Raw genomic sequence first — 19,200 nt, 5'->3', positions numbered from 1 at the left:
CTGCTGTCGCCGGGCGCCCGCGCGCCGGTGGCCGTGCAGTCGCGCGGCAAGCCGGTGTGCGCCTGCTTCAACGTGACCGACCGCGCCATCGAGGCCGAGCTGGTGCGCTGCACCGGCAGCGCCGACGAACGGCTGGCGGCGCTGCAGGGGGCGCTGAAGTGCGGCACGAACTGCGGGTCGTGCGTGCCGGAACTCAAGCGCATGGTGCGGGCCACCCCGGCCGAAGCACTGGCCGTGGGGGCATAAGCCGACTCACATTCCGGCATAAGCGTTGCGGGACAATCCGCCTACCCATGGGAATCAGCCACTACATCAAGGAAATCGGCCGCGGCGCGCGGGGCGCCCGTCCGCTCACGCGCGAGCAGGCCTGCGACCTGTTCGGCCAGGTGCTGGACGGCACGGTCACCGATCTGGAGATCGGCGGCTTCTGCCTGGCCATGCGCATCAAGGGCGAGACGCCCGAGGAGATGGCCGGTTTTCTCGACGCCACGCATGCGCGCCTGAACCCCGTGACGACCCGCGGCGGCCCGCTGATCGTGCTGCCCAGCTACAACGGCGCGCGCAAGCTGCCGGTGCTCACGCCGCTCCTGGCGCTGCTGCTGGCGCGCGAAGGCCTGGCGGTGCTGGTGCACGGCAGCGCGAGCGAAACCTCGCGCGTACTGGCATCGAACGTGCTTTCAGCCCTGGACATGCCCCCGATGACCACGCTCACCCCCCTGGCCGCCGGCCAGGTGGGCTTTGCCCCGACCGAGCTGCTGAACCCCGCGCTCAAGCGCCTGCTCGACGTGCGCCGCGTGGTGGGCCTGCGCAACCCCGGCCACAGCGTGGTCAAGCTCATGCGCCCGACCACCGGCCCCTGCGTGGTGGTGGCCAGCTACACGCACCCCGAATACGCCCGCACGATGGGCGAGACCTTCGAGCTCACGGGCATGACCGCCCTGCTCTCGCGCGGCCTCGAAGGCGAGGTGGTGTCCGACCCGCGCCGCACCGCGCAGATCGACGGCTTCGTGCGCGGCGTGCGCAGCGAACTCCAGGCCCAGGCCGCCGGCACCGCCGCCGACGTGCCCGGCCTGCCGAAAGAAATCGACGTCGCCACCACGGCCGCCTACACGCGGCGCGTGCTGGCCGGCGAGCTTCCCGTGCCCGAAGCCATCGCGACGCAAGTCAGGCACATCACCGAACTGGCCTCCCACGCATGAACACCCCTTCCACCCTCATCACCGGCCGCTGCACGCTGGTAGGCGCCGGCCCCGGCGACCCCGAGCTGCTGACCGTCAAGGCCGTCAAGGCGATCCAGGCCGCCACGGTGCTGCTGGTCGACGACCTCGTGAACGACGCCGTGCTCCAGGCCTACGCCCGGCCCGGTGCGCGCATCGTGCACGTGGGCAAGCGCGGCGGCTGCAAGAGCACGCCGCAGGCCTTCATCGAGCGGCTGATGATCACGGCCGTGCGCGAGGGCGAGACCGTGGTGCGCCTCAAGGGCGGCGACCCGTTCATCTTCGGGCGCGGCGGCGAAGAGGTGGAGCACCTGCGCGAGGCCGGCATCGAATGCGCGGTGGTCAACGGCATCACCGCCGGCCTGGCCGCCGTGACCTCGCTGGGCGTCCCGCTCACCCACCGCGACCATGCGCAGGGCGTGGTCTTCGTCACCGGCCACGCCAAGACCGGCGCCGGCGCGGCCGAAGACCCGACCGACTGGCGCGCGCTGGCCGCCACGGCGCACAACGCGCGCCTGACGCTCGTGATCTACATGGGCGTCTCGGGCGCCGGCCACATCGAGCGCGAACTGCTGCACGGCCTGCCGGGCGACACGCCCGTGGCCGTGGTGCAGCACGCGAGCCTGCCGCACCAGCGCCACCTCGTGACCACGCTGCAGGGCCTGCAGGCCCGCATCGCCGAGGCCGGGCTGGCCAGCCCGGCGGTGATCGTGGTGGGCGACGTGCTGCAGGGGCTGGCCGCGGCCGCGCTGCAGCCGGGCGACGCCGGCCGGTTCGGGACCTAGCGCGCAGCTTCGAGGTGCGTGACGGTCGGCTTGCCCTTCACCACCTCGACATGGAACCGGACCTTGTCGCCGGGCTTGACCTGTTCGAGCATCTGCTTCTCGGCCACATCGAAACCCATCGTCATCGGCGGCATCGCGAGATTCGGGATGTCGCCGTGCTTCAACACGATCAGGCCGCGGGCCGGATCGATCTTCTGGACCACCGCATCGGTCAGCATGCCCGGCGCGGACGCCTTCGCGGGCGGAGGCTCGCTCTTCGGCGCCTGGGCCTGGGCGGCACCGGCCAGGCCGGCGATCAGTGCGAAGGCAAGGGGATGGAGGAAGTTCATGGGGTGGCTCCTTGGTGGGATGAGTGGTTGGAAACAGCAGGCGACAAAGGGGCGCGGCGGCGCAACAGATACCAGGCCGCGGGCACGACCAGCATGCTCAGCAGCGGCGCGGTGACCATGCCGCCCACCATGGGCGCGGCAATGCGGGTCATGACCTCCGAGCCGGTGCCGCTGCCCCACAGGATGGGCAGCAGCCCGGCCATCACGACGGCCACGGTCATGGCCTTGGGCCGCACGCGCAGCACGGCGCCTTCGCGGATCGCGGCCAGGAGCGTCTCGTCGTTCATCGGCTCGCCGGCGTCGAGGCGCCGCGCCAGCGCGTTCTTCAGATAGACCAGCATCACCACGCCGAACTCGGCCGCCACGCCGGCCAACGCGATGAAGCCGACCGCCGTGGCCACCGAGATCGAATGGCCCAGCGCCCAGATGAGCCAGAAGCCGCCGACGAGCGAGAACGGCACGGCCGCCATCACGAGCGCCGCATCGGCGAACGAGCGGAACAGCAGGTACAGCAGCACGAAGATCACCGCCAGCGTGGCCGGCACGACCAGCTTCAGCCGTTCGGTCGCGCGCGCCAGGTACTCGAACTGGCCGGACCATGACACCGCATAGCCCGCGGGCATCTTCACGGCCTGGTCGACGGCGGCCTGCATGTCGTGGACGGCGGAGCGCAGGTCGCGCCCGCGCACGTCGACGTAGACCCAGCCCGACAGCCGCGCGTTCTCGCTGCGCAGCATCGGCGGGCCGTCTTCGATGGTGATGCGCGCGACATCGCCCAGCAGAAGCTGCGCGCCCTTGTCGGTCACGAAGGGCAACTGCCGCAGCCGCTCCAGCGAATCGCGGATCTCGCGCGGGTAGCGCACGTTGATCGGGTAGCGCTCACGGCCCTGGATCACTTCGCCCACGTTCTCGCCGCCGATGGCCGTGGACACCACGGCCTGCACGTCCGCCACCGAGAGGCCGTAGCGCGCGGCAGCGAGCCGGTCGACATCGACGTCGATGTAGCGCCCGCCGGTGAGCCGCTCCGCCAGCGCCGACGACACGCCGGGCACGCCCTTCACCGCCGCCTCGATCTGCGTGGTGAGCGCATCGATCGTGGCCAGGTCCGCCCCCGCCACCTTGATGCCGACCGGGCTCTTGATGCCCGTGGCCAGCATGTCGATGCGGTTGCGGATGGGCGGCACCCACACGTTGGTCAGGCCCGGCACCTTGACGGCGCGATCGAGTTCCTCGACCAGCCTGTCGGGCGTCATGCCGGCGCGCCACTCGCGCTTCGGCTTGAACTGGATGGTGGTCTCGAACATCTCGAGCGGCGCCGGGTCGGTCGCGGTGTCCGCGCGGCCGGCCTTGCCGAACACGCGCGCGACCTCGGGCACGGTCTTGATGAGGCGGTCGGTCTGCTGCAGAAGCTCGGCGGCCTTCGACACCGACAGCCCCGGCAGCGCCGACGGCATGTAGAGCAGATCGCCTTCGTCCAGCGGCGGCATGAACTCGCCGCCCAGGCGCATCAGCGGCACCACGGTGAGCGCCAGCAGCACCGCGGCGACGGCCAGCGTCCCCTTGGGAAAACGCAGCACCAGTTCCAGCGCGGGCCTGTACACCGCCATCAGCAAATGGTTCACGGGGTTGGCTGCTTCGTGGGGGATGCGCCCCCGGATCAGGTAGCCCATGAGCACCGGAATCAACGTCACCGACAGGCCCGCCGCCGCGGCCATCGCATAGGTCTTGGTGAAGGCCAGCGGCGAGAACAGCCGCCCTTCCTGCGCCTCGAGCGAGAACACGGGCACGAAGGACAGCGTGATCACCAGCAGCGAGAAGAACAGCGCCGGCCCGACCTCCACCGACGCATCGGCGACGAGCTGCCACCGCTCCACCACCGTCGGCTGCCGGCCCTGCGTCGTCTCGAAGGCCTCGATGTGCTTGTGCACGTTCTCGACCATCACGATCGCCCCGTCCACCATCGCCCCGATGGCGATCGCGATGCCGCCCAGCGACATGATGTTGGCGTTGACGCCCTGCCAGTGCATCACGATGAAGGCCGCGAGCACGCCGATCGGCAAGGCCACCACCGCCACCAGCGCCGAGCGCAGGTGGAACAGGAAGACCGCGCAGACCAGCGCCACCACGATGAACTCTTCAATCAGCTTGCCGCGCAGGTTGTCGACAGCGCGGTCGATGAGCAACGAGCGGTCGTAGGTCGGCACGATCTCGACGCCCGGCGGGAGGCCGGGCTTGAGCGCATCGAGCTTCGTCTTGACGGCCTCGATGGTGGAGCGCGCGTTCTTGCCCGAGCGCATGACGATCACGCCGCCGGCCACCTCGCCTTCGCCGTCGAGCTCGGCGATGCCGCGGCGCATCTCGGGGCCGATCTGGACGGTGGCCACGTCGCGCAGCAGCACCGGCGTGGCGCCCGTCACGGTCAGCGGGATGGTGCGGAAGTCGTCCAGCGAACGCAGGTAGCCGCGCGAACGCACCATGTACTCGGCCTCGGCGAGCTCCACGACCGAGCCGCCCGAGGCCTGGTTGGCCTTCTGCAGCGCCGCCACGACCGCCTGCTGCGTGATGCCCAGCGCGCGCACGCGGTCGGGGTCGAGCACCACCTGGTACTGGCGCACCATGCCGCCGATGCTGGCGACCTCGGCCACGTCGGGCACGGTCTTCAGTTCGAACTTGAGGAACCAGTCGTTCAGTGCGCGCAGCTGCCCGATGTCGCGCGTGCCGGTGCGGTCGACCAGCGCGTACTCGTAAACCCAGCCCACGCCCGTGGCATCGGGGCCCAGCGAGGCGTTCGCGCCGGCGGGCAACCGGCCCTGCACCTGGTTCAGGTACTCGACGACGCGCGAGCGCGCCCAGTAGGGATCGGTCTTGTCGTCGAACAGCACGTAGACGAACGAGTCGCCGAAGAATGAGTAGCCGCGCACCGTCTTGGCGCCGGGCACGCTGAGCATGGTGGTGGTCAGCGGGTAAGTGACGAGGTCTTCGACCACCTGGGGCGCCTTGCCGGGGAAAGGCGTGCGGATGATGACCTGCGTGTCCGACAGGTCGGGCAGCGCATCGAGCGGCGTGCGCACCACCGACCACCACCCCGCGGCCACCAGGAACAGGGTCGCGATCAGCACCAGGAAGCGGTTGCCGATCGACCAGCGGATGACGGCGGCGATCATCGCTTGGCGCCCTGTGGCATGCGTTGCACGGAGACCAGCTCGTAGCCCGTGGGGCCGCCTTCCTTGAATTCGAAGCGGACCATGTCGCCGGGCTGGATGTCCGGGAACGCCTCGGGTGATGCCTTCGCAAAGCCCATCGTCATCGGCGGCCACTTGAGCGTGGCGACAGGGCCGTGCGAGATCGTGAGGCCGTCGGGCGCCACGCTTTCCACCTTGCCTTCGGCCTGGTGCAGCACGGCAGCCGGCGCTGCGGCCGTGACCGCAGGCGATGCCATGCTGCCCAGCACCGACCGCAGCCGGGCCTCCGAGTCGATGAGGAACTGGCCGCTGGCCACCACCTGCTCGCCTTCATTCAGGCCGGAGAAGACTTCGGTGTCGTCGCCGAGGTCCGCGCCAGTCGACACGTCGCGCGGCTCGAACGCGCCGTCGGCCTTGCGCACGATGACGACCGCGCGCTTGCCGGTGCGGATGACGGCTTCGGACGGCACGACCAGCCGGGTGCTGGCGGGCCCCGTCACCTGCAGGCGCAGCAGCATCCCGGGCGTGAGCTTCCCGTTGCTGTTGTTGACCTCGAAGCGGGCCTTCAGGGTGCGGGTGGCTGCGTTGACCTCGGGCAGGATCTCGTCGAGCGTGCCGTCGAACGACTGGGCCGCATCGGCCTGGAGGACCGCCCTGACCTTCTGGCCGCGTGCGAGCCGCACGGCCTGTGCTTCCGGAATCTCGGCCACTGCCCAGACCTTCTCCAGGCCCGCGATGCGGAACAGTGTCATGCCGGGCGTGACCGCGACACCTTCGCGCACGCCCAGCTCGGCCACCACACCGTCGGACGGCGCGGTGAGCACGTAGCGCGCCTGCGCCGTGCCGGTTTCCTCGCTGCGGCGGATGAGCTCGGCGGGGATGGACAGGGCCCGCATGCGATCACGCGCGGCCGCAACGAGGTCGGCGGAAACGCCCGAGCGCTTGAGGGCCAGCCATTCGTTCTGCGGCCCGAGCCATTCAGGCGCGAAGACCGTCGCCAACGCCTGCCCCTTGCGCACGCGCTCCATCGGCGCGCGGACCGACAGGCGCTCGACGTAGCCCGCCACGCGCGTCTGCACGACGACATTGAGGCGCTCGTCGAACTGCACGGCACCGACCGCGTCGAAGGACTCGGAGACTTCCGCGCGCCGCACGCCGGCATACCGGATGCCGAGGTTCTGCTGGACCGTGGGGCTCACCTGCACGCCGCCTGCACTGCCCGTGCCGGTGGTGCTGTCGGCGTACATCGGCACCAGCTGCATGTCCATGAAGGGCGACTTGCCGGGCTTGTCGAAGCGCGGGCCGGGCACCATGGGGTCGTGCCAGTAGAGGACCTTGCGGCCGTCCGAGGTGGACGGCGTGGTCGCCGACGCCTCCGTGGACGGGGCTGTCGTGCGCCCCAGGTAGAAGGCGCCTGCGCCGAGCAACAGGGCGGCCAGCAACGCTGCGCCGATCGTGCGTGTACGGTTCATGGGGCCCCCTCGGTGGTGAGCGGCCGGAAGGCCAGTTGGACGTGGGTTCTGGCCAGGTCGCGCTGCAGCGTCAGCAGCTTGCGCTGCACTTCCACTTCGGCATGGCGCGCCTCGAACAGCGTGACGAGGCTGCCCTGGTTGGAGCGGTAGGCCGCCGTTGCGGCCGCGGTTCTCTGGCCGGCCGGAACGACCACGCCCGTGCGGTAGCGGTCGATGCGTTGCTGCAGGCGTTGCGCATCGCTGCGCAGCGCCTGGTACTCGGCGGTCGCGGCCCGGGTGACTTCGGCCAGATCGGCCTCGGCTTTCTCGACCAAGGCCAGCTTGGCGGCGGTGTCCCGATCCTGCCGCTCGCCGGGCGCCACGGGCAGAGGAATGCTCAGGCCCACCGACACCATGTCGGCGTAGCCGGTGCGCTGGCCGTAGGCGAGCTCCCAGGTCCAGTTCGGCTTGCGGTTGGAGGCGGTGACGGCCGCCGTCTGCCTGGCCACGTCGACATCGCGCCGCAGGGCCGCGACCGTGGGGTGCGCGGCCACATAGGCCGCTTCGGAGGGCGCGGCGATGGCGCCCGGAGACTGCAGTTCGTGGGGCGGTACGCCGACCCAGCGCTGGAAGGCGACGCTGGCGGCTTCCAGCTGCTGCAGGAGGTCGGCCGTCTCGTCTTCCGCGATGCCCCTGGCGCCGGCCAGCGCCAGCACATCCTGGCTGCTTCCCCCGGCCGATGACAGGCGTGCGCGCGAGGCCTCCAGTTCTTCGTGCGCGTGGTGCTCCATGCGCCGTGCGAGCTTGACGCTCTCGCCGACGTAGAAGGCGTCGACGTAGGCGAGCGCGGCCTGCCTGCGGGTGTCGGCCACGGCAGCCTGCACCCGCACCGCCTCCAGCCCGACCGACGCCTCGGCGGCGGCCTGCCGCGCAGCGCGCTTGTCGGCGGACAGCCATTCCTGGCTGATGCCGATGCGCTTCATCGTCATCGAGTCGCGCGTGGTGTGGAAACGATCCGCGCCCGTCGCGGGCAGGTTGTCGACGCCGATGCGCAACGTGGGGTCGGGAAGCTGCGGGGCCGCGGAGGCCGCCGCCGTGGCACTGGCGACGCCGGCACGGGCGGCGCGGGTGGCTTCGGAACGCCGGGCCGCAAGCTCCAGCGCTGCATCAAGAGATAAGGGGGCCGCCGTCGCCAGGTACGGCAGCAATGCGGCAGCCCAGGCGGCCGCGCGCGAAAAGGAAATGAACATGAAAACTCCGCAAACGAACGAGCGAATCGCTGGCAGGCGGACGCGCCGCACCAGCACCGGTCAGTCGACGGAGATGTCAGACGCGCAGTCGGCGCGTGGCGAGAAAAACGGGATCGGGCGGTGGATGCTGCCGCTCCGGCACGGCCTGCGGCGGAAGGACATGGCCTTCCGACGCCAGCACCAGCGGCATCACCACGAGCTGCACGATGGCCGGCAGCGAGGGCGTGGCCAGCTTCACCGGCTCGAAGGACAGCGACAGGTCGGCGGCGTGCTGGAAGCACAGCACCGGCTGGGCCATGTCCATGCCCTCGCAGGGCTCGCCCGACGCCATCATGTCGGCCATCGAACCCGGGCTGTCCGACGTGCCGGGGCAGACATAGCCTGCCAGCGCCAACTGCGAGAACAGCAGCGACAGGACCACGAAAATCGCGGTCGTGCAGCGACGAAGGGAGCGGCGGGCCATGAGGAGGCGCAGTGTAGCGCCGCCGTCCGGGCGCCGCCTAAAATCCCGCCCGGCCCAACGAACAAGAAGGAAGAGGCAGGGATGCTCGACAAACTCAACGAATTCACCGAAAGCCACGGCGAGCTGCGCCGCGGGCGCGGGCTGGTCACGGGCACCATTGCCTTCAGCCTCGCCGCCCTGTGCTTCCTGGGCGTGCTGGCCTTTCACTTCCCGCAGTACCTGACGACGCCCGAGCTGCGCAAGAGCTACAACGTCGACGTGATGCGCGTCATCTTGCTCACCGCGCTGGTCATTGCGGGCGGGCTCTCGCTGGTCAACATCATCTTCAACCGCTCGCGCTGGCTCTCGTCGGCCGCGTTCCTGCTGGTGGTGGTGTCGGCGCTGCTGGGCGGGCACAAGGTGCCGGTGCACGACTTCGCGGACCACACGCCGTACATCGGGCTCGATTGGTTCATCCTCGACCTGCTGGGTTCGTCGCTGATCTTCATCTTCATCGAGAAGCTCTTTGCACTGCGCAAAGATCAACCCGTGTTCCGCGAAGAGTGGCAGACCGATTTCCACCACTTCGTGGTGAACCACATGATCGTGGGCTTCGTGCTGCTGGCCACCAACCTCATGGTGCACAAGCTCTTCGGCTGGGCCGCCAACGACGGCATCCGCGGCTGGGTGGGCAACCTGCCGTTCTGGGCCGGCATCCTGCTGATCATTCTCGTGGCCGACCTCGTGCAGTACTGGACGCACCGCGCGTACCACGAGGTCCCGGTGCTGTGGCGCCTGCACGCCGTGCACCACAGCGTGAAGAGCATGGACTGGATGGCGGGCTCGCGCCAGCACATCCTGGAGCTGCTGATCACGCGCACGCTGGTGCTCGCGCCGATCTACGTGCTGGGTTTCAGCAAGGACGTGATCGACGCCTACATCGTGGTGGTCGGCTTCCAGGCGGTGTTCAACCACTGCAACGTGAGCGTGCGCCTGGGGCCGCTGCGCTACCTCATCGTGACGCCCAACTTTCACCACTGGCACCACAGCCAGGACATCGAGGCACTCGACAAGAACTACGCGGCGCACTACGCCTTCCTCGACTACCTCTTCGGCACGGCCGTGAAGAGTACCAAGCTCTGGCCCGAGAAGTACGGCGTGCTGGGCGACTACGTGCCCAACGGCTTCTTCAAGCAGTTGAAGTTCCCGTTCGTCTGGAAGGGATGACCATGGCCTCCCTTCTTCGCGCTGCGGCGCTCGCCGCGGCGCTGCCGCTCTTGCTCTCGGCCTGCGCCACGCGCATCGAGATGCCCTCCGAAACCTCGGGCCTGCGCCTGCGTGTGCAGAGCTCGGTGATCGCCCCCGGCAACGGCGGCGAGCTGATCGGCGCCGAGGTGCTGGCGCCCGGTGACATCCTGCTGACCTCGATCGCAACGGTGAACTCCTTCGGCATCCGCCTGGGCACCTTCTCGCCCGTGAGCCATGCCGTGCTGTACCTGGGCGACGGGCAGATCGCTGAGGCCGTGGGCACCGGCGTGCGCGCGCGGCCGCTGGCCGAGGTGGTCGACGAAGAGCAGATGGTCGTGGCCTTCCGCGTGCCGGGCCTCGTCGAGGCCGACGTCGAGAAGATGCGCGAGTGGGCGCATTCACAGGTCGGCACCCGCTACAACACCGCCGGCGTGCTGCTGAACGCGCCCTTCGTACTGAACCGCCGGCTGTGCGAGCTGCCGCTGATTCCCTCGGCCGTCAGCGCGTACTGCATCAGCGGCCTGGCCACGGTGCAGCTGGGCGCCAGCCGCAACGACCAGTTCTTCTGCTCCCAGTTCGTGCTGGAGGCCTACCGCCAGGCCGGCGTGCCGATCACCGACGCCGACCCGCGCTGGGTAAGCCCCGCCGACCTGCTCCACATGCGCGAAGGCGACGTGCCCTCGATCGCCGCCACGCAGCCGCTGCGCTACGTGGGCCACCTCAAATACAACCCGCCGCCGGTGCTGGCGGCGGACGGACCCGCTTGAGCTCTCCTTCTTCTTCCTCTCCCTCTTCTTCCTTTGACGTCGTTGTCGTCGGCGCCGGCGCAGCAGGTCTCTTTTGCGCCGCACTGGCGGGCCAGCGCGGCCTGCGCGTGCTGCTGGTCGACCACAGCGAGAAGGTCGGCGAAAAGATCCGCATCTCGGGCGGCGGCCGCGCCAACTTCACCAACCGCGACCTCGACGTGCGCGCCCCGCAGCGCCATTTCGTCGGCGACAACCCGAATTTCTGCCGCTCGGCGCTCTCGCGCTACGCGCCGCAGCAGTTCATCGACATGGTGCAGCGCCACGGCATCGCGTACCACGAGAAGCACAAGGGCCAGCTGTTCTGCGACGGCTCCTCGCAGCAGATCGTCGACATGCTGCTGGCCGAGTGCGCCGCCGGCAACGTCGAGCGCTGGCAGCCGTGCAAGCTCGGCGACATCGCCTTTGTCGACGGTCGCTACCAAATCAGTAGCACGCGCGGCCCGATCGACGCGCCCAAGCTCGTGGTGGCCACCGGCGGCCTGTCGATTCCCCAGATTGGTGCAAGCGACTTCGGCTACCGGCTCGCCGAGCAGTTCGGCCTGCGGCTGGTCGCGCCCCGCCCGGCGCTGGTGCCGCTGACCTTCGGCGGCGACGCCTGGGCGCCCTACGCCGGCCTGGCCGGGCTGGCGCTGCCGGTGCGCATCGAGACCGGCGGCAAGAAGGACAAGATGGCCTTCCTGGAAGACCTGCTGTTCACCCACCGCGGCTTGTCGGGCCCGGCGGTGCTGCAGATCTCGAGCTACTGGAAGCCCGGCGCCCCGCTGACGCTCGACTTCGCACCCGGCATGGACGTGGCCGAGTCGCTGTCCGACGCCAAGCGGCGCTCGAAGAAGCGCATCGCCAACGAACTGGCCGCGCTGGTGCCCTCGCGGCTGGCCGACGCCTGGGTCGGCGAAGACCCGGCCCTGCAGCGCCCGGTCAACGAAGCGACCGACAAGGCGCTGGCGGCGCTGTCCGAGCGCATCACCCGCTGGCAGATCACCCCCAGCGGCACCGAGGGCTACAAGAAGGCCGAGGTGACGGCGGGCGGCGTCGACACGCGCGATCTGTCGTCACAAACCATGGAATCGAAGCAGCCGGGCCTGTATTTCATCGGCGAAGTGGTCGATGTGACCGGCTGGTTGGGCGGATACAACTTCCAATGGGCGTGGGCGAGCGCACATGCGTGCGCAACCGCGCTATAATCGCGGGCTAACTCTGGCCTTCCCTCAACGGCCGCAAAAAGTTTTCAGTTGAGGAACCCCGGCTTGGGGCCTCGATCTCCCCCGGCCAAATCCATTTCAACGATTCATCAATGACCACCATCCGCGTTAAAGAAAACGAGCCCTTCGACGTCGCCCTGCGCCGCTTCAAGCGCACCATCGAAAAGCTCGGCCTGCTGACCGACCTGCGCGCCCGCGAGTTCTACGAGAAGCCGACGGCCGAGCGCAAGCGCAAGAAGGCAGCTGCGGTCAAGCGCCACTACAAGCGCGTGCGCAGCATGCAGCTCCCCAAGAAGCTGTACTAAGCAACGCCCAGGGCGGCTGGCCCCGACGAAAGTCCCTGCCAGCGCCCCGTTGCACCAGCCGCGCCAGGGAAACCTGCCGCGGCTTTTGTTTTTTCCGAAAGGTTGCGAAGAATGACTCTCAAAGAACAAATCACCGAAGACATGAAGACGGCGATGCGCGCCAAGGATTCGGAGCGCCTGGCCACCATCCGCCTGCTGCTCGCCGCCATGAAGCAAAAGGAAGTCGACGAGCGCGTGGAGCTCGACGACGCCATGGTCGTGGCCATCGTCGACAAGATGGTCAAGCAGCGCAAGGACTCGATCGCCGCGTTCACCACGGGTGGCCGCGCCGACCTGGCCGACAAGGAAGCCGCCGAGATCAAGGTGCTCGAGGTCTACCTGCCCCAGCGCATGAGCGCCGATGAAACGGCTGCCGCGGTGAAAGCCATCGTGGCCGAACTGGGCGCCTCGGGCCCCGGCGACATGGGCAAGGTGATGGGCGTGGTCAAGACCCGCCTGGCCGGCAAGGCCGACATGGGCCAGGTCAGCGCCGCGGTCAAGGCCGCCCTCACGGGCGCCTGAGGCGGCCACCGCCATGAAGAACGGCAGCAGCAGCCCGCTCGGCGCCGCCCCCGTCGCAACGATCCCGAAGGCCTGCGCCTGCCTGGTCGATGCGCAGGGCCGGCTGCTGGTGTTCCGTCACCCCGAAGACGGCAACATGCAGCTGCCCAAGGGCACCATCGAGCCCGGCGAGTCGCCCGAGGCGGCCGTGCGGCGCGAGCTGCTCGAAGAGTCGGGCCTGGTGTTCGCCGGCCGGCTGGAGTCGCTGGGCACGCTGGAGCGCGAATGCGAAGCCGGCGTCGAAGGCAACACGCACCGCCATCCGCAGCGCTGGCACATCTTCCTGATGCGCGACCACCGCGCCCTGCCCGAGACCTTCGAGCACATGGCCACGGGCAGCCCGGAAGAAGAAGGCCTGGTGTTCTCGTTCCGCTGGCTCGAGGCCGACGCAGCCATCGAGGACTTCGCCCTGCCCTACCGCCAGACCATCGAGCGCGTGCGCGCGGCCCTGCTGGCCGCCAGCTGACCGATCACGGGATCAGGCGGACATGACGGCGCGCAGCGCCATGTACGCCCCCAGCAGCGCCAGCCCGATCAAGAAGCAGCGCCGGAACACGGCCACCGGCAGCCGCTGCCGCAACCAGGTGCCCAGCACCATGCCGCCGACCGCCGGCACCAGCATCGCCAGCGACCCGCCCAGCACCGCCGCCGGGTAGCTTCCGTTGGCCGCCAGCCCCAGGGCCAGCACCACGGTCGAGGTGGTGAACGAGATGCCCATGGCCTGGATCAGCGCATCGCGCTGGAAACCCAGGGCCTGCAGGTACGGCACGGCCGGCACCGCGAACACGCCGGTCACGGACGTCACCAACCCCGTCGCAGCGCCCACCACGGGGCCCAGCCAGCGCGCCTGCGCGTCGCTCACGTGCAGCTGCCGCCCCGTCAACCCCCACAGCGCATAGATCACCAGCGCCACGCCGAGCGCCAGCGAAGCCCAGGCCCCGGCCGGTACGCCCAGCCACCACGCCCCGGCGAGCGTGCCCACCACGACGCCGGCCTGCATGCGACCGATGCGGCGGAACACGGCACCGAAGCTGGTGCGCGGTCCGGTCTGCCAGAGGTTGGTGACCAGCGAGGGCACGATCAGCAACGCCGCCGCCTGTGCGGGCGACATCCACAGCGCGAGCAGCGCCATCGCCACGGTCGGCAGCCCTAGGCCGATCACGCCCTTGATCAGGCCGGCCAGCAGGAACACCGCGCCAGCCGCCACCCACAGGCCCATCGCTTCATTGGAGATCGTCATCGCCGCGAAGTCTGCCGACCGACTCACCGGCTGGAAATGCGGCTTTCGCGCAGCCAGCCTCAGGCACAGGCTGAGGCTGGCGTGCTACCTTGCGCCTCACCATGCGATTCGATCTGACCGACCTGCGGCTCTTTCTCCACGTCGTCGAAGCCGGCAGCCTCACGGCCGGCGCCGGCCGCTCGCACATGACACTGGCCTCGGCCAGCCAGCGCGTGCGCGGCATGGAAGACGCGCTCGGCACCCCACTGCTCACGCGCCACGCACAGGGCGTGCGCCCCACCGAGGCCGGGCGCACGCTGCTGCACCATGCGCGCGTCGTGCTGCAGCAGATGGAGCGGCTGCGCGGCGAGCTCGGCGAGTACGGCCAGGGACTCAAGGGCCACGTGCGCTTCATGTGCGGCACCTCGGCGCTCACCGAGCACCTGCCCGAGGTGCTGAGCCGCTTCCTGGCCGAGCATCCGCGCATCTCGGTCGACCTCGAGGAGCGCGCCAGCCCCGACACCGTGGAGGCCCTGCGCAGCGGCCTGTGCGACATCGGCATCGTCTCCGACGCCATCGACAGCGACGGCCTCGAATGCCACCCCTTCCGCCGCGACGACCTCGTGCTCGTGATGCCGCGCGGCCACGCGCTGGCCGGCCGGCGGCGCGTGCACCTGGCCGAGGTGGTCGACAGCGAGTTCGTCGGCCTGCCCGCCGACAGCGCGCTGCAGCAGCTGATCACCGGGCATGTGCGCGCGCTCGCCAGGCACCTGGCCTACCGCGTGCGTGTGCGCAACTTCGAGGCCGTGTGCCGCATGGTCGAGTACGGCATCGGCGTGGGCATCGTGCCGCAGACCGCGGCCGAGCGCTGCGCCCGTTCGATGAAGATCGCGCGCGCCTCGCTGGCCGATCCGTGGGCCGAGCGCACGCTCATGGCCTGCGTGCGCTCGTCGGAAGACCTGCCGCTGAATGCGCGACGCATGCTCGACTACCTGATCGCGCCACCGCCGCCGGCGGACGCTACGCGCAAGTGACCGGCCGCCCCTGCTGCGCACGCGCCGCGATGAAGGCCTCGAAGGCTTCGCGGCTGGTCTTGCGCGGCACGTAGCCGAACTGGGTCTTCAGCGCGGTGTTCAGCAGCACCGGCCGGTAGCGCAGGAAGTCGAGTTGCTCGGGCCCGTAGCGGCTCACGCCCAATGCCGAGCCCGCGGCCAGCGCCGCCTGCAGCACGCCGGCCGGCCAGGCGATGGCGCGCTTGCCGAGCCGCGCAGCAATCTCGTGGATCGTGAGCGCGCCATCGCCCGCGAGGTTGTAGCAGCCGGGCGGTGCGCCGCCGAGCGCGTGGGCGATGGCGCCGGTCACGTCCTCGTCCCACACGAACACGAAGGGGCTGTCGCTGCCGCGGATGGCGATCAGCCGCTTCTTCTCGAACAGCGCCGTGATCTGGTTGTCGACGCGCTCGCCGAGGATGGTGCCGATGCGCAGCACCGTCTGCGCCAGCGCGGGATGCTGCACGCGGCAGTCGGCCAGCATCTCTTCCACCTGCCGCTTGTGGTCGGCATAGGCGAACACCGGGTTGCCGCGCAGCGGCTGCGACTCGGTGATCCAGGCCGGGTTGTCCGCGTGGTAGCCGTAGGCCGCCCCACTGGACGACACCACGATGTGCCCCACGCCGCATGCCACGCAGGCGTCGAGCACGTTGCGCGTGCCGCCTACGTCGACCGAATGTTCGAAGGCGCGGTTCGAGTCCTTGCCGGGCGTGACGATCGACGCGAGATGCACCACCGTGTCGATCGCGTGCGCGGCGAGCACGTCGGCAATGCCGTCGTCGCGCACGTCCTGCTGCAGGTAGATCACGCCGGGCAGCCGCCGCTCGGCGGGCACCTCGCGCACGTCGAGCGCCACCAGCGTTTCAAAGGTACCCTGTGCGGTCAATGCCGCGAGCACGCTGCGCCCCAGGAATCCGTCACCGCCCGTCACCAGCACGCGCCGCGCGGACGCCTTCCAGGTGTCGCTCATGGCGTCGCAGGCTTGCGCCCCCACCAGCTCGCCAGCGCCAGGCCCGCGATGATGTCCCAGAAGCCCCACACGCCGGCCACCACGGCCATGCCGCCGAGCCCGCCGAAGAAGCTGAAGATCAGCACCAGCCCGAGCCCCGCGTTGCGGATGCCCACCTCGATGGCCACCGCGCGCCGGTCGTAGTCGCCCAGCCCCGAGAGCCGCGCGCACAGGTAGCCCGTGCCGAAGGCCAGCGCGTCGTGGATCACCACGGCCATCAGCACCAGCCCCACGTAGTCGAGGAAGTAGCGCCAGTTGCCCGCGATGGCGCCGACGATGAAGGCGATCAGCGCCAGGAAGCTCAGGATGCGCGCCGGCTTCTTGATGCGCGCCGTGAACCGCGGCAGCTGGTGCGCGCAGGCCACGCCCAGCACGAAGGGAATGCCGATGATCATCACGATGTGACCCAGCATGTCGAAGGGGTCGAGCGCGATGGTCTTGAGCAGCACCGAGGCCGTGGGATGCAGGCCGCCCCAGAACGCGAAGTTCAGCGGCATCACCACGATCGACAGCGCATTCGAAATGGCCGTCATCGACACCGACAGCGCCACGTTGCCGCCCGCGCGGTGCGTGAGGATCTGCGAGATGTTGCCCGGCGGGCAGCAGGCCACGAGGATCATGCCCAGCGCGATGCTCGGCCCTGGCTGCAGGATCAGCGTGAGCACGAAGGTCACGGCCGGCAGCACCACGAACTGCGCACCGATGCCCACCGCCATCGCGCCGGGCATGCGCGCCACGCGCCTGAAGTCGTCGATGCGCGTGTCCAGCGCAATGCCGAACATCAGGAAGCCCAGCACCACGTTGAGCAGCACCAGCGAGGCCGGATTGAAGTGCAGGCGGATCTCGTCGACAGGCAGCATGCGCGGAACCCCTTGTAGAAAGACGATCAATCGGCCAGTGCGGCAGCGGCCTGGCGCACGGCCGCGCGGTAGGTGTCCTTGTGCACGTAGTAGGCCATGCGCTCCAGCTGCAGGTACTTGAAGCCGCCCGACAGGTCGGGCGGCGGCCCCTGCACTGCCGTGCGCAGCGCCGCCGCCTTGGGCGAGCCCGTGGCCTGTGCGCGGAAGTAGCGCGCCAGCAGCTCGGCCTGCTCGTAGCGCCCCTGCCAGCCGATGCCGCTGGCCTCGATCATGCCGAGCACGCCCAGCGTCTCGAAGCGCGGCGAGAAGATGTTCAGGTACAGGCGCGGCGCCATGCCCTGCCAGTTGAGCAGCTCGCGGTCGATGAACGGGTAGTGCAGCGCATAGCCCGTGGCCGTGAGGATCAGGTCGTAGTCGCGCGCGCTGCCGTCCTTGAAATGCACGGTGTGCCCGGCGAGCCGCGCGATGTCGGCGCGCACGCCGATGTCGCCGTGGCCCACGTGGTGCAGCACCAGCGAGTTCACCACCGGGTGCGACTCGTACATCTTGTAGTCGGGCTTGGGAAAGCCGAAGCGCACCGGGTCGCCCGTGAACCACTGCAGCACGGTGGCGTCGACCTTCTGCTTGAGCCACGGCGGCAGCGGGCGCTTGCCGCCCAGCGTGTCGGCCGGCTTGCCGAACACGTACTTGGGCACGAAGTAGTAGCCGCGCCGCACCGAGATGTCGACGCTGCGCGCGTAGTGCACCGCATCGACCGCGATGTCGCAGCCCGAGTTGCCGGCGCCGACGATCAGCACGCGCTTGTCCTTGAAGAGCTCGGCGTGCTTGTAGCTGCTGGTGTGCAGCAGCTCGCCGTCGAAGTGGCCTTCGAACTGCGGATGCTTGGGCTCCGAGAGCGTGCCGTTGGCAATCACCACGCCCTTGTACTCGTCGGTTTCCACCGTGCCGTCGGGCGCCTCGACGCTCACGCGCCAGCGCGTGTCGGGCGCCTCGCTCACCGGCTCCACGCGCAGCACGCGCGTGCCGAAGCAGAAGTGCGCGCGCAAGCCGAAGCGGTCGGCAAAGTCGCTGAAGTAGCGACGCAGCTCGCGGTGGCTCGGGTAGTCGGCCACGGTGTCGGCCATCGGGAACTCGGCGAACTCGGTCGTGCGCTTGCTCGAGATCAGGTGCGCCGAGTGGTAGACCGTGGAGCGCGGGTTGTCGATGTCCCAGAGGCCGCCCACGTCGCTGTGCGCCTCGAAGCCCTGGAACGGAACGCCGAGCTTCTGCAGATTGCGGGCGCCCGCCAGGCCCGAGGGTCCGGCGCCGATGAGGGCGATCTGTTCGTGCGTGGGAACGGTGGCGGCGGCAGCGGAAGACGTCATCGGCGGGGAGGTTCTTTCTGGGAATTCAGGCCGGGAATGGCGGTGGCACCGGCCTCGCCCACGCGCGGCTTGCGCGGCTGGCCGCGCAGCAGGCGGTCGTGCAGCGGCGCGGGCAACAGGCCCAGTGCTTTCGACAGCCAGCCAATGCGCCGCGGCAGCACGATCTTTTCGCGGCGGGCACCGAGCCCTGCCAGCAATTGACGCGCCGCCGCGTCGGCCTCGAGCAGCCCCGGCATCGCGAAGCGGTTGCCGGCCGTGAGCGCGGTGCGGATGTAGCCCGGGCTCACCGTGTGCACCGTGAGCCCCGTGCCGCGCAGCTCGGCACGCAGGCTTTCGAGATAGCGGATCAGGCCGCCCTTGCTCGCGCAATAGGCGCCGTTGCCCGGCATGCCGTGCCAGCCCGCGATGCTGGCCACGCCCACGAGCGCGCCGCGGCCCTGCTCACGCATCGGCTGCACGAAGGGCTGGAAGGTGGTGGCCGCGCCGAGCAGGTTGATCTCGAGCATGCGGCGGAACACGGCGAGGTCGTCGGCCTCGGCGGTGTCGTAGCCGCCGGCCACGCCCGCGTTGGCGATCACGAGGTCGGGCGGGCCGAAGCGCTGCATCCAGTCGGCCGCCATCGCCTGCATGGCGGGGCTGTCGGACACGTCGGGCGTGTAGGCCTTGCAGCGCCCTTCACCTTGGGCAGCGAGCGCGGCGAGGCGTTCGGTGTCGAGCCCCACCAGCGCCACGCGCGCACCGCCGTCGATCAGCGCACGCGCCAGCGCCTGCCCCAAGCCACCGCAGGCACCGGTGAGAACGACATTGCGAAACGGCAAGAGCATGGGCAGGGAGGCGCGCAGGGCTGCGAGTGGCAAAACGCAGCCACTGTAGCCGCGCCCT

The 19,200-nt window shown here is 69.8% G+C and carries 20 protein-coding genes; 10 read left to right on the top strand and 10 right to left on the bottom strand.

Annotation, left to right across the window (positions count from 1 at the left end; all coding sequences use genetic code 11):
* The 3 genes from VBO01S_RS16690 to cobA form a co-directional block, all read left to right on the top strand.
* Positions 1 to 246: (2Fe-2S)-binding protein (locus VBO01S_RS16690; RefSeq protein ID WP_157627380.1), on the top strand; the 246-nt coding region annotated here is incomplete at its 5' end.
* Positions 247 to 293: 47 nt separating this feature from the next.
* Complete coding sequence (gene ybiB / locus VBO01S_RS16685) at positions 294 to 1,199, top strand: DNA-binding protein YbiB (protein WP_062476543.1); 906 nt, start codon at positions 294 to 296, stop codon at positions 1,197 to 1,199.
* Positions 1,196 to 2,002, top strand: coding sequence for a uroporphyrinogen-III C-methyltransferase (gene cobA, locus VBO01S_RS16680; protein ID WP_062476540.1), 807 nt, complete (start codon positions 1,196 to 1,198; stop codon positions 2,000 to 2,002). The genes ybiB and cobA overlap by 4 nt, the downstream gene beginning before the upstream one ends.
* Here cobA and VBO01S_RS16675 read toward each other — a convergent pair.
* The 5 genes from VBO01S_RS16675 to VBO01S_RS16655 form a co-directional block, all read right to left on the bottom strand.
* Positions 1,999 to 2,331 carry a copper-binding protein gene (locus VBO01S_RS16675; RefSeq protein ID WP_062476537.1) on the bottom strand — a complete coding sequence of 111 codons (333 nt, stop codon included), beginning with the start codon at positions 2,329 to 2,331 and terminating at the stop codon, positions 1,999 to 2,001. The two genes, cobA and VBO01S_RS16675, sit on opposite strands and share 4 nt — an antisense overlap.
* Positions 2,328 to 5,495, bottom strand: a complete 3,168-nt coding sequence (locus VBO01S_RS16670) for an efflux RND transporter permease subunit (RefSeq protein ID WP_062476534.1) — start codon at positions 5,493 to 5,495, stop codon at positions 2,328 to 2,330. Before VBO01S_RS16670 ends, VBO01S_RS16675 begins: the two co-directional genes overlap by 4 nt.
* Positions 5,492 to 6,985: an efflux RND transporter periplasmic adaptor subunit gene (locus VBO01S_RS16665; protein WP_062476531.1), complete on the bottom strand. Its 1,494-nt coding sequence runs from the start codon at positions 6,983 to 6,985 to the stop codon at positions 5,492 to 5,494. The genes VBO01S_RS16670 and VBO01S_RS16665 overlap by 4 nt, the downstream gene beginning before the upstream one ends.
* Positions 6,982 to 8,214 (bottom strand): TolC family protein, encoded by a 1,233-nt coding sequence (locus tag VBO01S_RS16660; protein WP_062476528.1) that lies wholly within the window; start codon positions 8,212 to 8,214, stop codon positions 6,982 to 6,984. The genes VBO01S_RS16665 and VBO01S_RS16660 overlap by 4 nt, the downstream gene beginning before the upstream one ends.
* A 76-nt stretch (positions 8,215 to 8,290) precedes the next feature.
* On the bottom strand, positions 8,291 to 8,677 hold the full coding sequence (locus VBO01S_RS16655; protein ID WP_062476525.1) for a hypothetical protein: 387 nt from the start codon (positions 8,675 to 8,677) through the stop codon (positions 8,291 to 8,293).
* 81 nt (positions 8,678 to 8,758) lie between these two features.
* On the opposite strand from VBO01S_RS16655, the gene VBO01S_RS16650 reads away from it, so the two are divergent.
* From VBO01S_RS16650 to VBO01S_RS16625, 6 genes are all read left to right on the top strand, one after another.
* Positions 8,759 to 9,883, top strand: coding sequence for a sterol desaturase family protein (locus VBO01S_RS16650; RefSeq protein WP_062476522.1), 1,125 nt, complete (start codon positions 8,759 to 8,761; stop codon positions 9,881 to 9,883).
* A gap of 2 nt (positions 9,884 to 9,885) precedes the next feature.
* Entirely contained in the window at positions 9,886 to 10,671 is a 786-nt protein-coding gene (locus tag VBO01S_RS16645) for a YaeF family permuted papain-like enzyme (protein ID WP_157627379.1), read from the top strand.
* Complete coding sequence (locus VBO01S_RS16640; protein ID WP_062476516.1) at positions 10,668 to 11,894, top strand: BaiN/RdsA family NAD(P)/FAD-dependent oxidoreductase; 1,227 nt, start codon at positions 10,668 to 10,670, stop codon at positions 11,892 to 11,894. The genes VBO01S_RS16645 and VBO01S_RS16640 overlap by 4 nt, the downstream gene beginning before the upstream one ends.
* Before the next feature lie 110 nt (positions 11,895 to 12,004).
* Positions 12,005 to 12,217, top strand: a complete 213-nt coding sequence (gene rpsU, locus VBO01S_RS16635; protein ID WP_007833691.1) for a 30S ribosomal protein S21 — start codon at positions 12,005 to 12,007, stop codon at positions 12,215 to 12,217.
* 111 nt (positions 12,218 to 12,328) lie between these two features.
* A complete protein-coding gene (locus VBO01S_RS16630) occupies positions 12,329 to 12,778 on the top strand; it encodes a GatB/YqeY domain-containing protein (protein ID WP_062476513.1) in 450 nt (149 codons plus the stop codon).
* A gap of 13 nt (positions 12,779 to 12,791) precedes the next feature.
* Positions 12,792 to 13,283 carry an NUDIX domain-containing protein gene (locus tag VBO01S_RS16625; protein WP_062476510.1) on the top strand — a complete coding sequence of 164 codons (492 nt, stop codon included), beginning with the start codon at positions 12,792 to 12,794 and terminating at the stop codon, positions 13,281 to 13,283.
* A gap of 12 nt (positions 13,284 to 13,295) precedes the next feature.
* On the opposite strand, the gene VBO01S_RS16620 is transcribed toward VBO01S_RS16625, so the two are convergent.
* Complete coding sequence (locus VBO01S_RS16620) at positions 13,296 to 14,057, bottom strand: sulfite exporter TauE/SafE family protein (protein WP_062476507.1); 762 nt, start codon at positions 14,055 to 14,057, stop codon at positions 13,296 to 13,298.
* A gap of 101 nt (positions 14,058 to 14,158) precedes the next feature.
* On the opposite strand from VBO01S_RS16620, the gene VBO01S_RS16615 reads away from it, so the two are divergent.
* On the top strand, positions 14,159 to 15,070 hold the full coding sequence (locus VBO01S_RS16615) for a LysR family transcriptional regulator (RefSeq protein ID WP_062476555.1): 912 nt from the start codon (positions 14,159 to 14,161) through the stop codon (positions 15,068 to 15,070).
* Here VBO01S_RS16615 and VBO01S_RS16610 read toward each other — a convergent pair.
* From VBO01S_RS16610 to VBO01S_RS16595, 4 genes are read right to left on the bottom strand one after another with little or no spacing between them, the layout of a single operon-like run.
* Positions 15,057 to 16,055, bottom strand: a complete 999-nt coding sequence (locus VBO01S_RS16610) for an SDR family oxidoreductase (protein WP_062476552.1) — start codon at positions 16,053 to 16,055, stop codon at positions 15,057 to 15,059. The two genes, VBO01S_RS16615 and VBO01S_RS16610, sit on opposite strands and share 14 nt — an antisense overlap.
* Positions 16,052 to 16,954 carry a bile acid:sodium symporter family protein gene (locus VBO01S_RS16605; protein WP_082818169.1) on the bottom strand — a complete coding sequence of 301 codons (903 nt, stop codon included), beginning with the start codon at positions 16,952 to 16,954 and terminating at the stop codon, positions 16,052 to 16,054. The genes VBO01S_RS16610 and VBO01S_RS16605 overlap by 4 nt, the downstream gene beginning before the upstream one ends.
* A gap of 26 nt (positions 16,955 to 16,980) precedes the next feature.
* Positions 16,981 to 18,318: a flavin-containing monooxygenase gene (locus tag VBO01S_RS16600; protein ID WP_062476505.1), complete on the bottom strand. Its 1,338-nt coding sequence runs from the start codon at positions 18,316 to 18,318 to the stop codon at positions 16,981 to 16,983.
* A complete protein-coding gene (locus tag VBO01S_RS16595; protein ID WP_062476502.1) occupies positions 18,315 to 19,142 on the bottom strand; it encodes an SDR family oxidoreductase in 828 nt (275 codons plus the stop codon). Before VBO01S_RS16595 ends, VBO01S_RS16600 begins: the two co-directional genes overlap by 4 nt.
* Positions 19,143 to 19,200: the final 58 nt, after the last annotated feature.

Origin of the sequence: Variovorax boronicumulans NBRC 103145 (genome assembly GCF_001591345.1) — a bacterium.
Lineage (GTDB): Bacteria > Pseudomonadota > Gammaproteobacteria > Burkholderiales > Burkholderiaceae_C > Variovorax > Variovorax boronicumulans.
This window is presented reverse-complemented; position numbering and strand designations above follow the sequence as displayed.

Bases quoted from the DNA above. Each gene is read 5' to 3' on its own strand.
- VBO01S_RS16630 (WP_062476513.1), top strand. From the start codon at position 12,329: ATGACTCTCAAAGAACAAATCACCGAAGACATGAAGACGGCGATGCGC.
- VBO01S_RS16595 (WP_062476502.1), bottom strand. From the start codon at position 19,142: ATGCTCTTGCCGTTTCGCAATGTCGTTCTCACCGGTGCCTGCGGTGGC.
- rpsU (WP_007833691.1), top strand. From the start codon at position 12,005: ATGACCACCATCCGCGTTAAAGAAAACGAGCCCTTCGACGTCGCCCTG.
- VBO01S_RS16675 (WP_062476537.1), bottom strand. From the start codon at position 2,331: ATGAACTTCCTCCATCCCCTTGCCTTCGCACTGATCGCCGGCCTGGCC.
- VBO01S_RS16670 (WP_062476534.1), bottom strand. From the start codon at position 5,495: ATGATCGCCGCCGTCATCCGCTGGTCGATCGGCAACCGCTTCCTGGTG.
- VBO01S_RS16615 (WP_062476555.1), top strand. From the start codon at position 14,159: ATGCGATTCGATCTGACCGACCTGCGGCTCTTTCTCCACGTCGTCGAA.
- VBO01S_RS16625 (WP_062476510.1), top strand. From the start codon at position 12,792: ATGAAGAACGGCAGCAGCAGCCCGCTCGGCGCCGCCCCCGTCGCAACG.
- VBO01S_RS16620 (WP_062476507.1), bottom strand. From the start codon at position 14,057: ATGACGATCTCCAATGAAGCGATGGGCCTGTGGGTGGCGGCTGGCGCG.
- cobA (WP_062476540.1), top strand. From the start codon at position 1,196: ATGAACACCCCTTCCACCCTCATCACCGGCCGCTGCACGCTGGTAGGC.
- VBO01S_RS16650 (WP_062476522.1), top strand. From the start codon at position 8,759: ATGCTCGACAAACTCAACGAATTCACCGAAAGCCACGGCGAGCTGCGC.
- VBO01S_RS16600 (WP_062476505.1), bottom strand. From the start codon at position 18,318: ATGACGTCTTCCGCTGCCGCCGCCACCGTTCCCACGCACGAACAGATC.
- VBO01S_RS16660 (WP_062476528.1), bottom strand. From the start codon at position 8,214: ATGTTCATTTCCTTTTCGCGCGCGGCCGCCTGGGCTGCCGCATTGCTG.
- VBO01S_RS16610 (WP_062476552.1), bottom strand. From the start codon at position 16,055: ATGAGCGACACCTGGAAGGCGTCCGCGCGGCGCGTGCTGGTGACGGGC.
- VBO01S_RS16665 (WP_062476531.1), bottom strand. From the start codon at position 6,985: ATGAACCGTACACGCACGATCGGCGCAGCGTTGCTGGCCGCCCTGTTG.
- VBO01S_RS16655 (WP_062476525.1), bottom strand. From the start codon at position 8,677: ATGGCCCGCCGCTCCCTTCGTCGCTGCACGACCGCGATTTTCGTGGTC.
- VBO01S_RS16605 (WP_082818169.1), bottom strand. From the start codon at position 16,954: ATGCTGCCTGTCGACGAGATCCGCCTGCACTTCAATCCGGCCTCGCTG.
- ybiB (WP_062476543.1), top strand. From the start codon at position 294: ATGGGAATCAGCCACTACATCAAGGAAATCGGCCGCGGCGCGCGGGGC.
- VBO01S_RS16645 (WP_157627379.1), top strand. From the start codon at position 9,886: ATGGCCTCCCTTCTTCGCGCTGCGGCGCTCGCCGCGGCGCTGCCGCTC.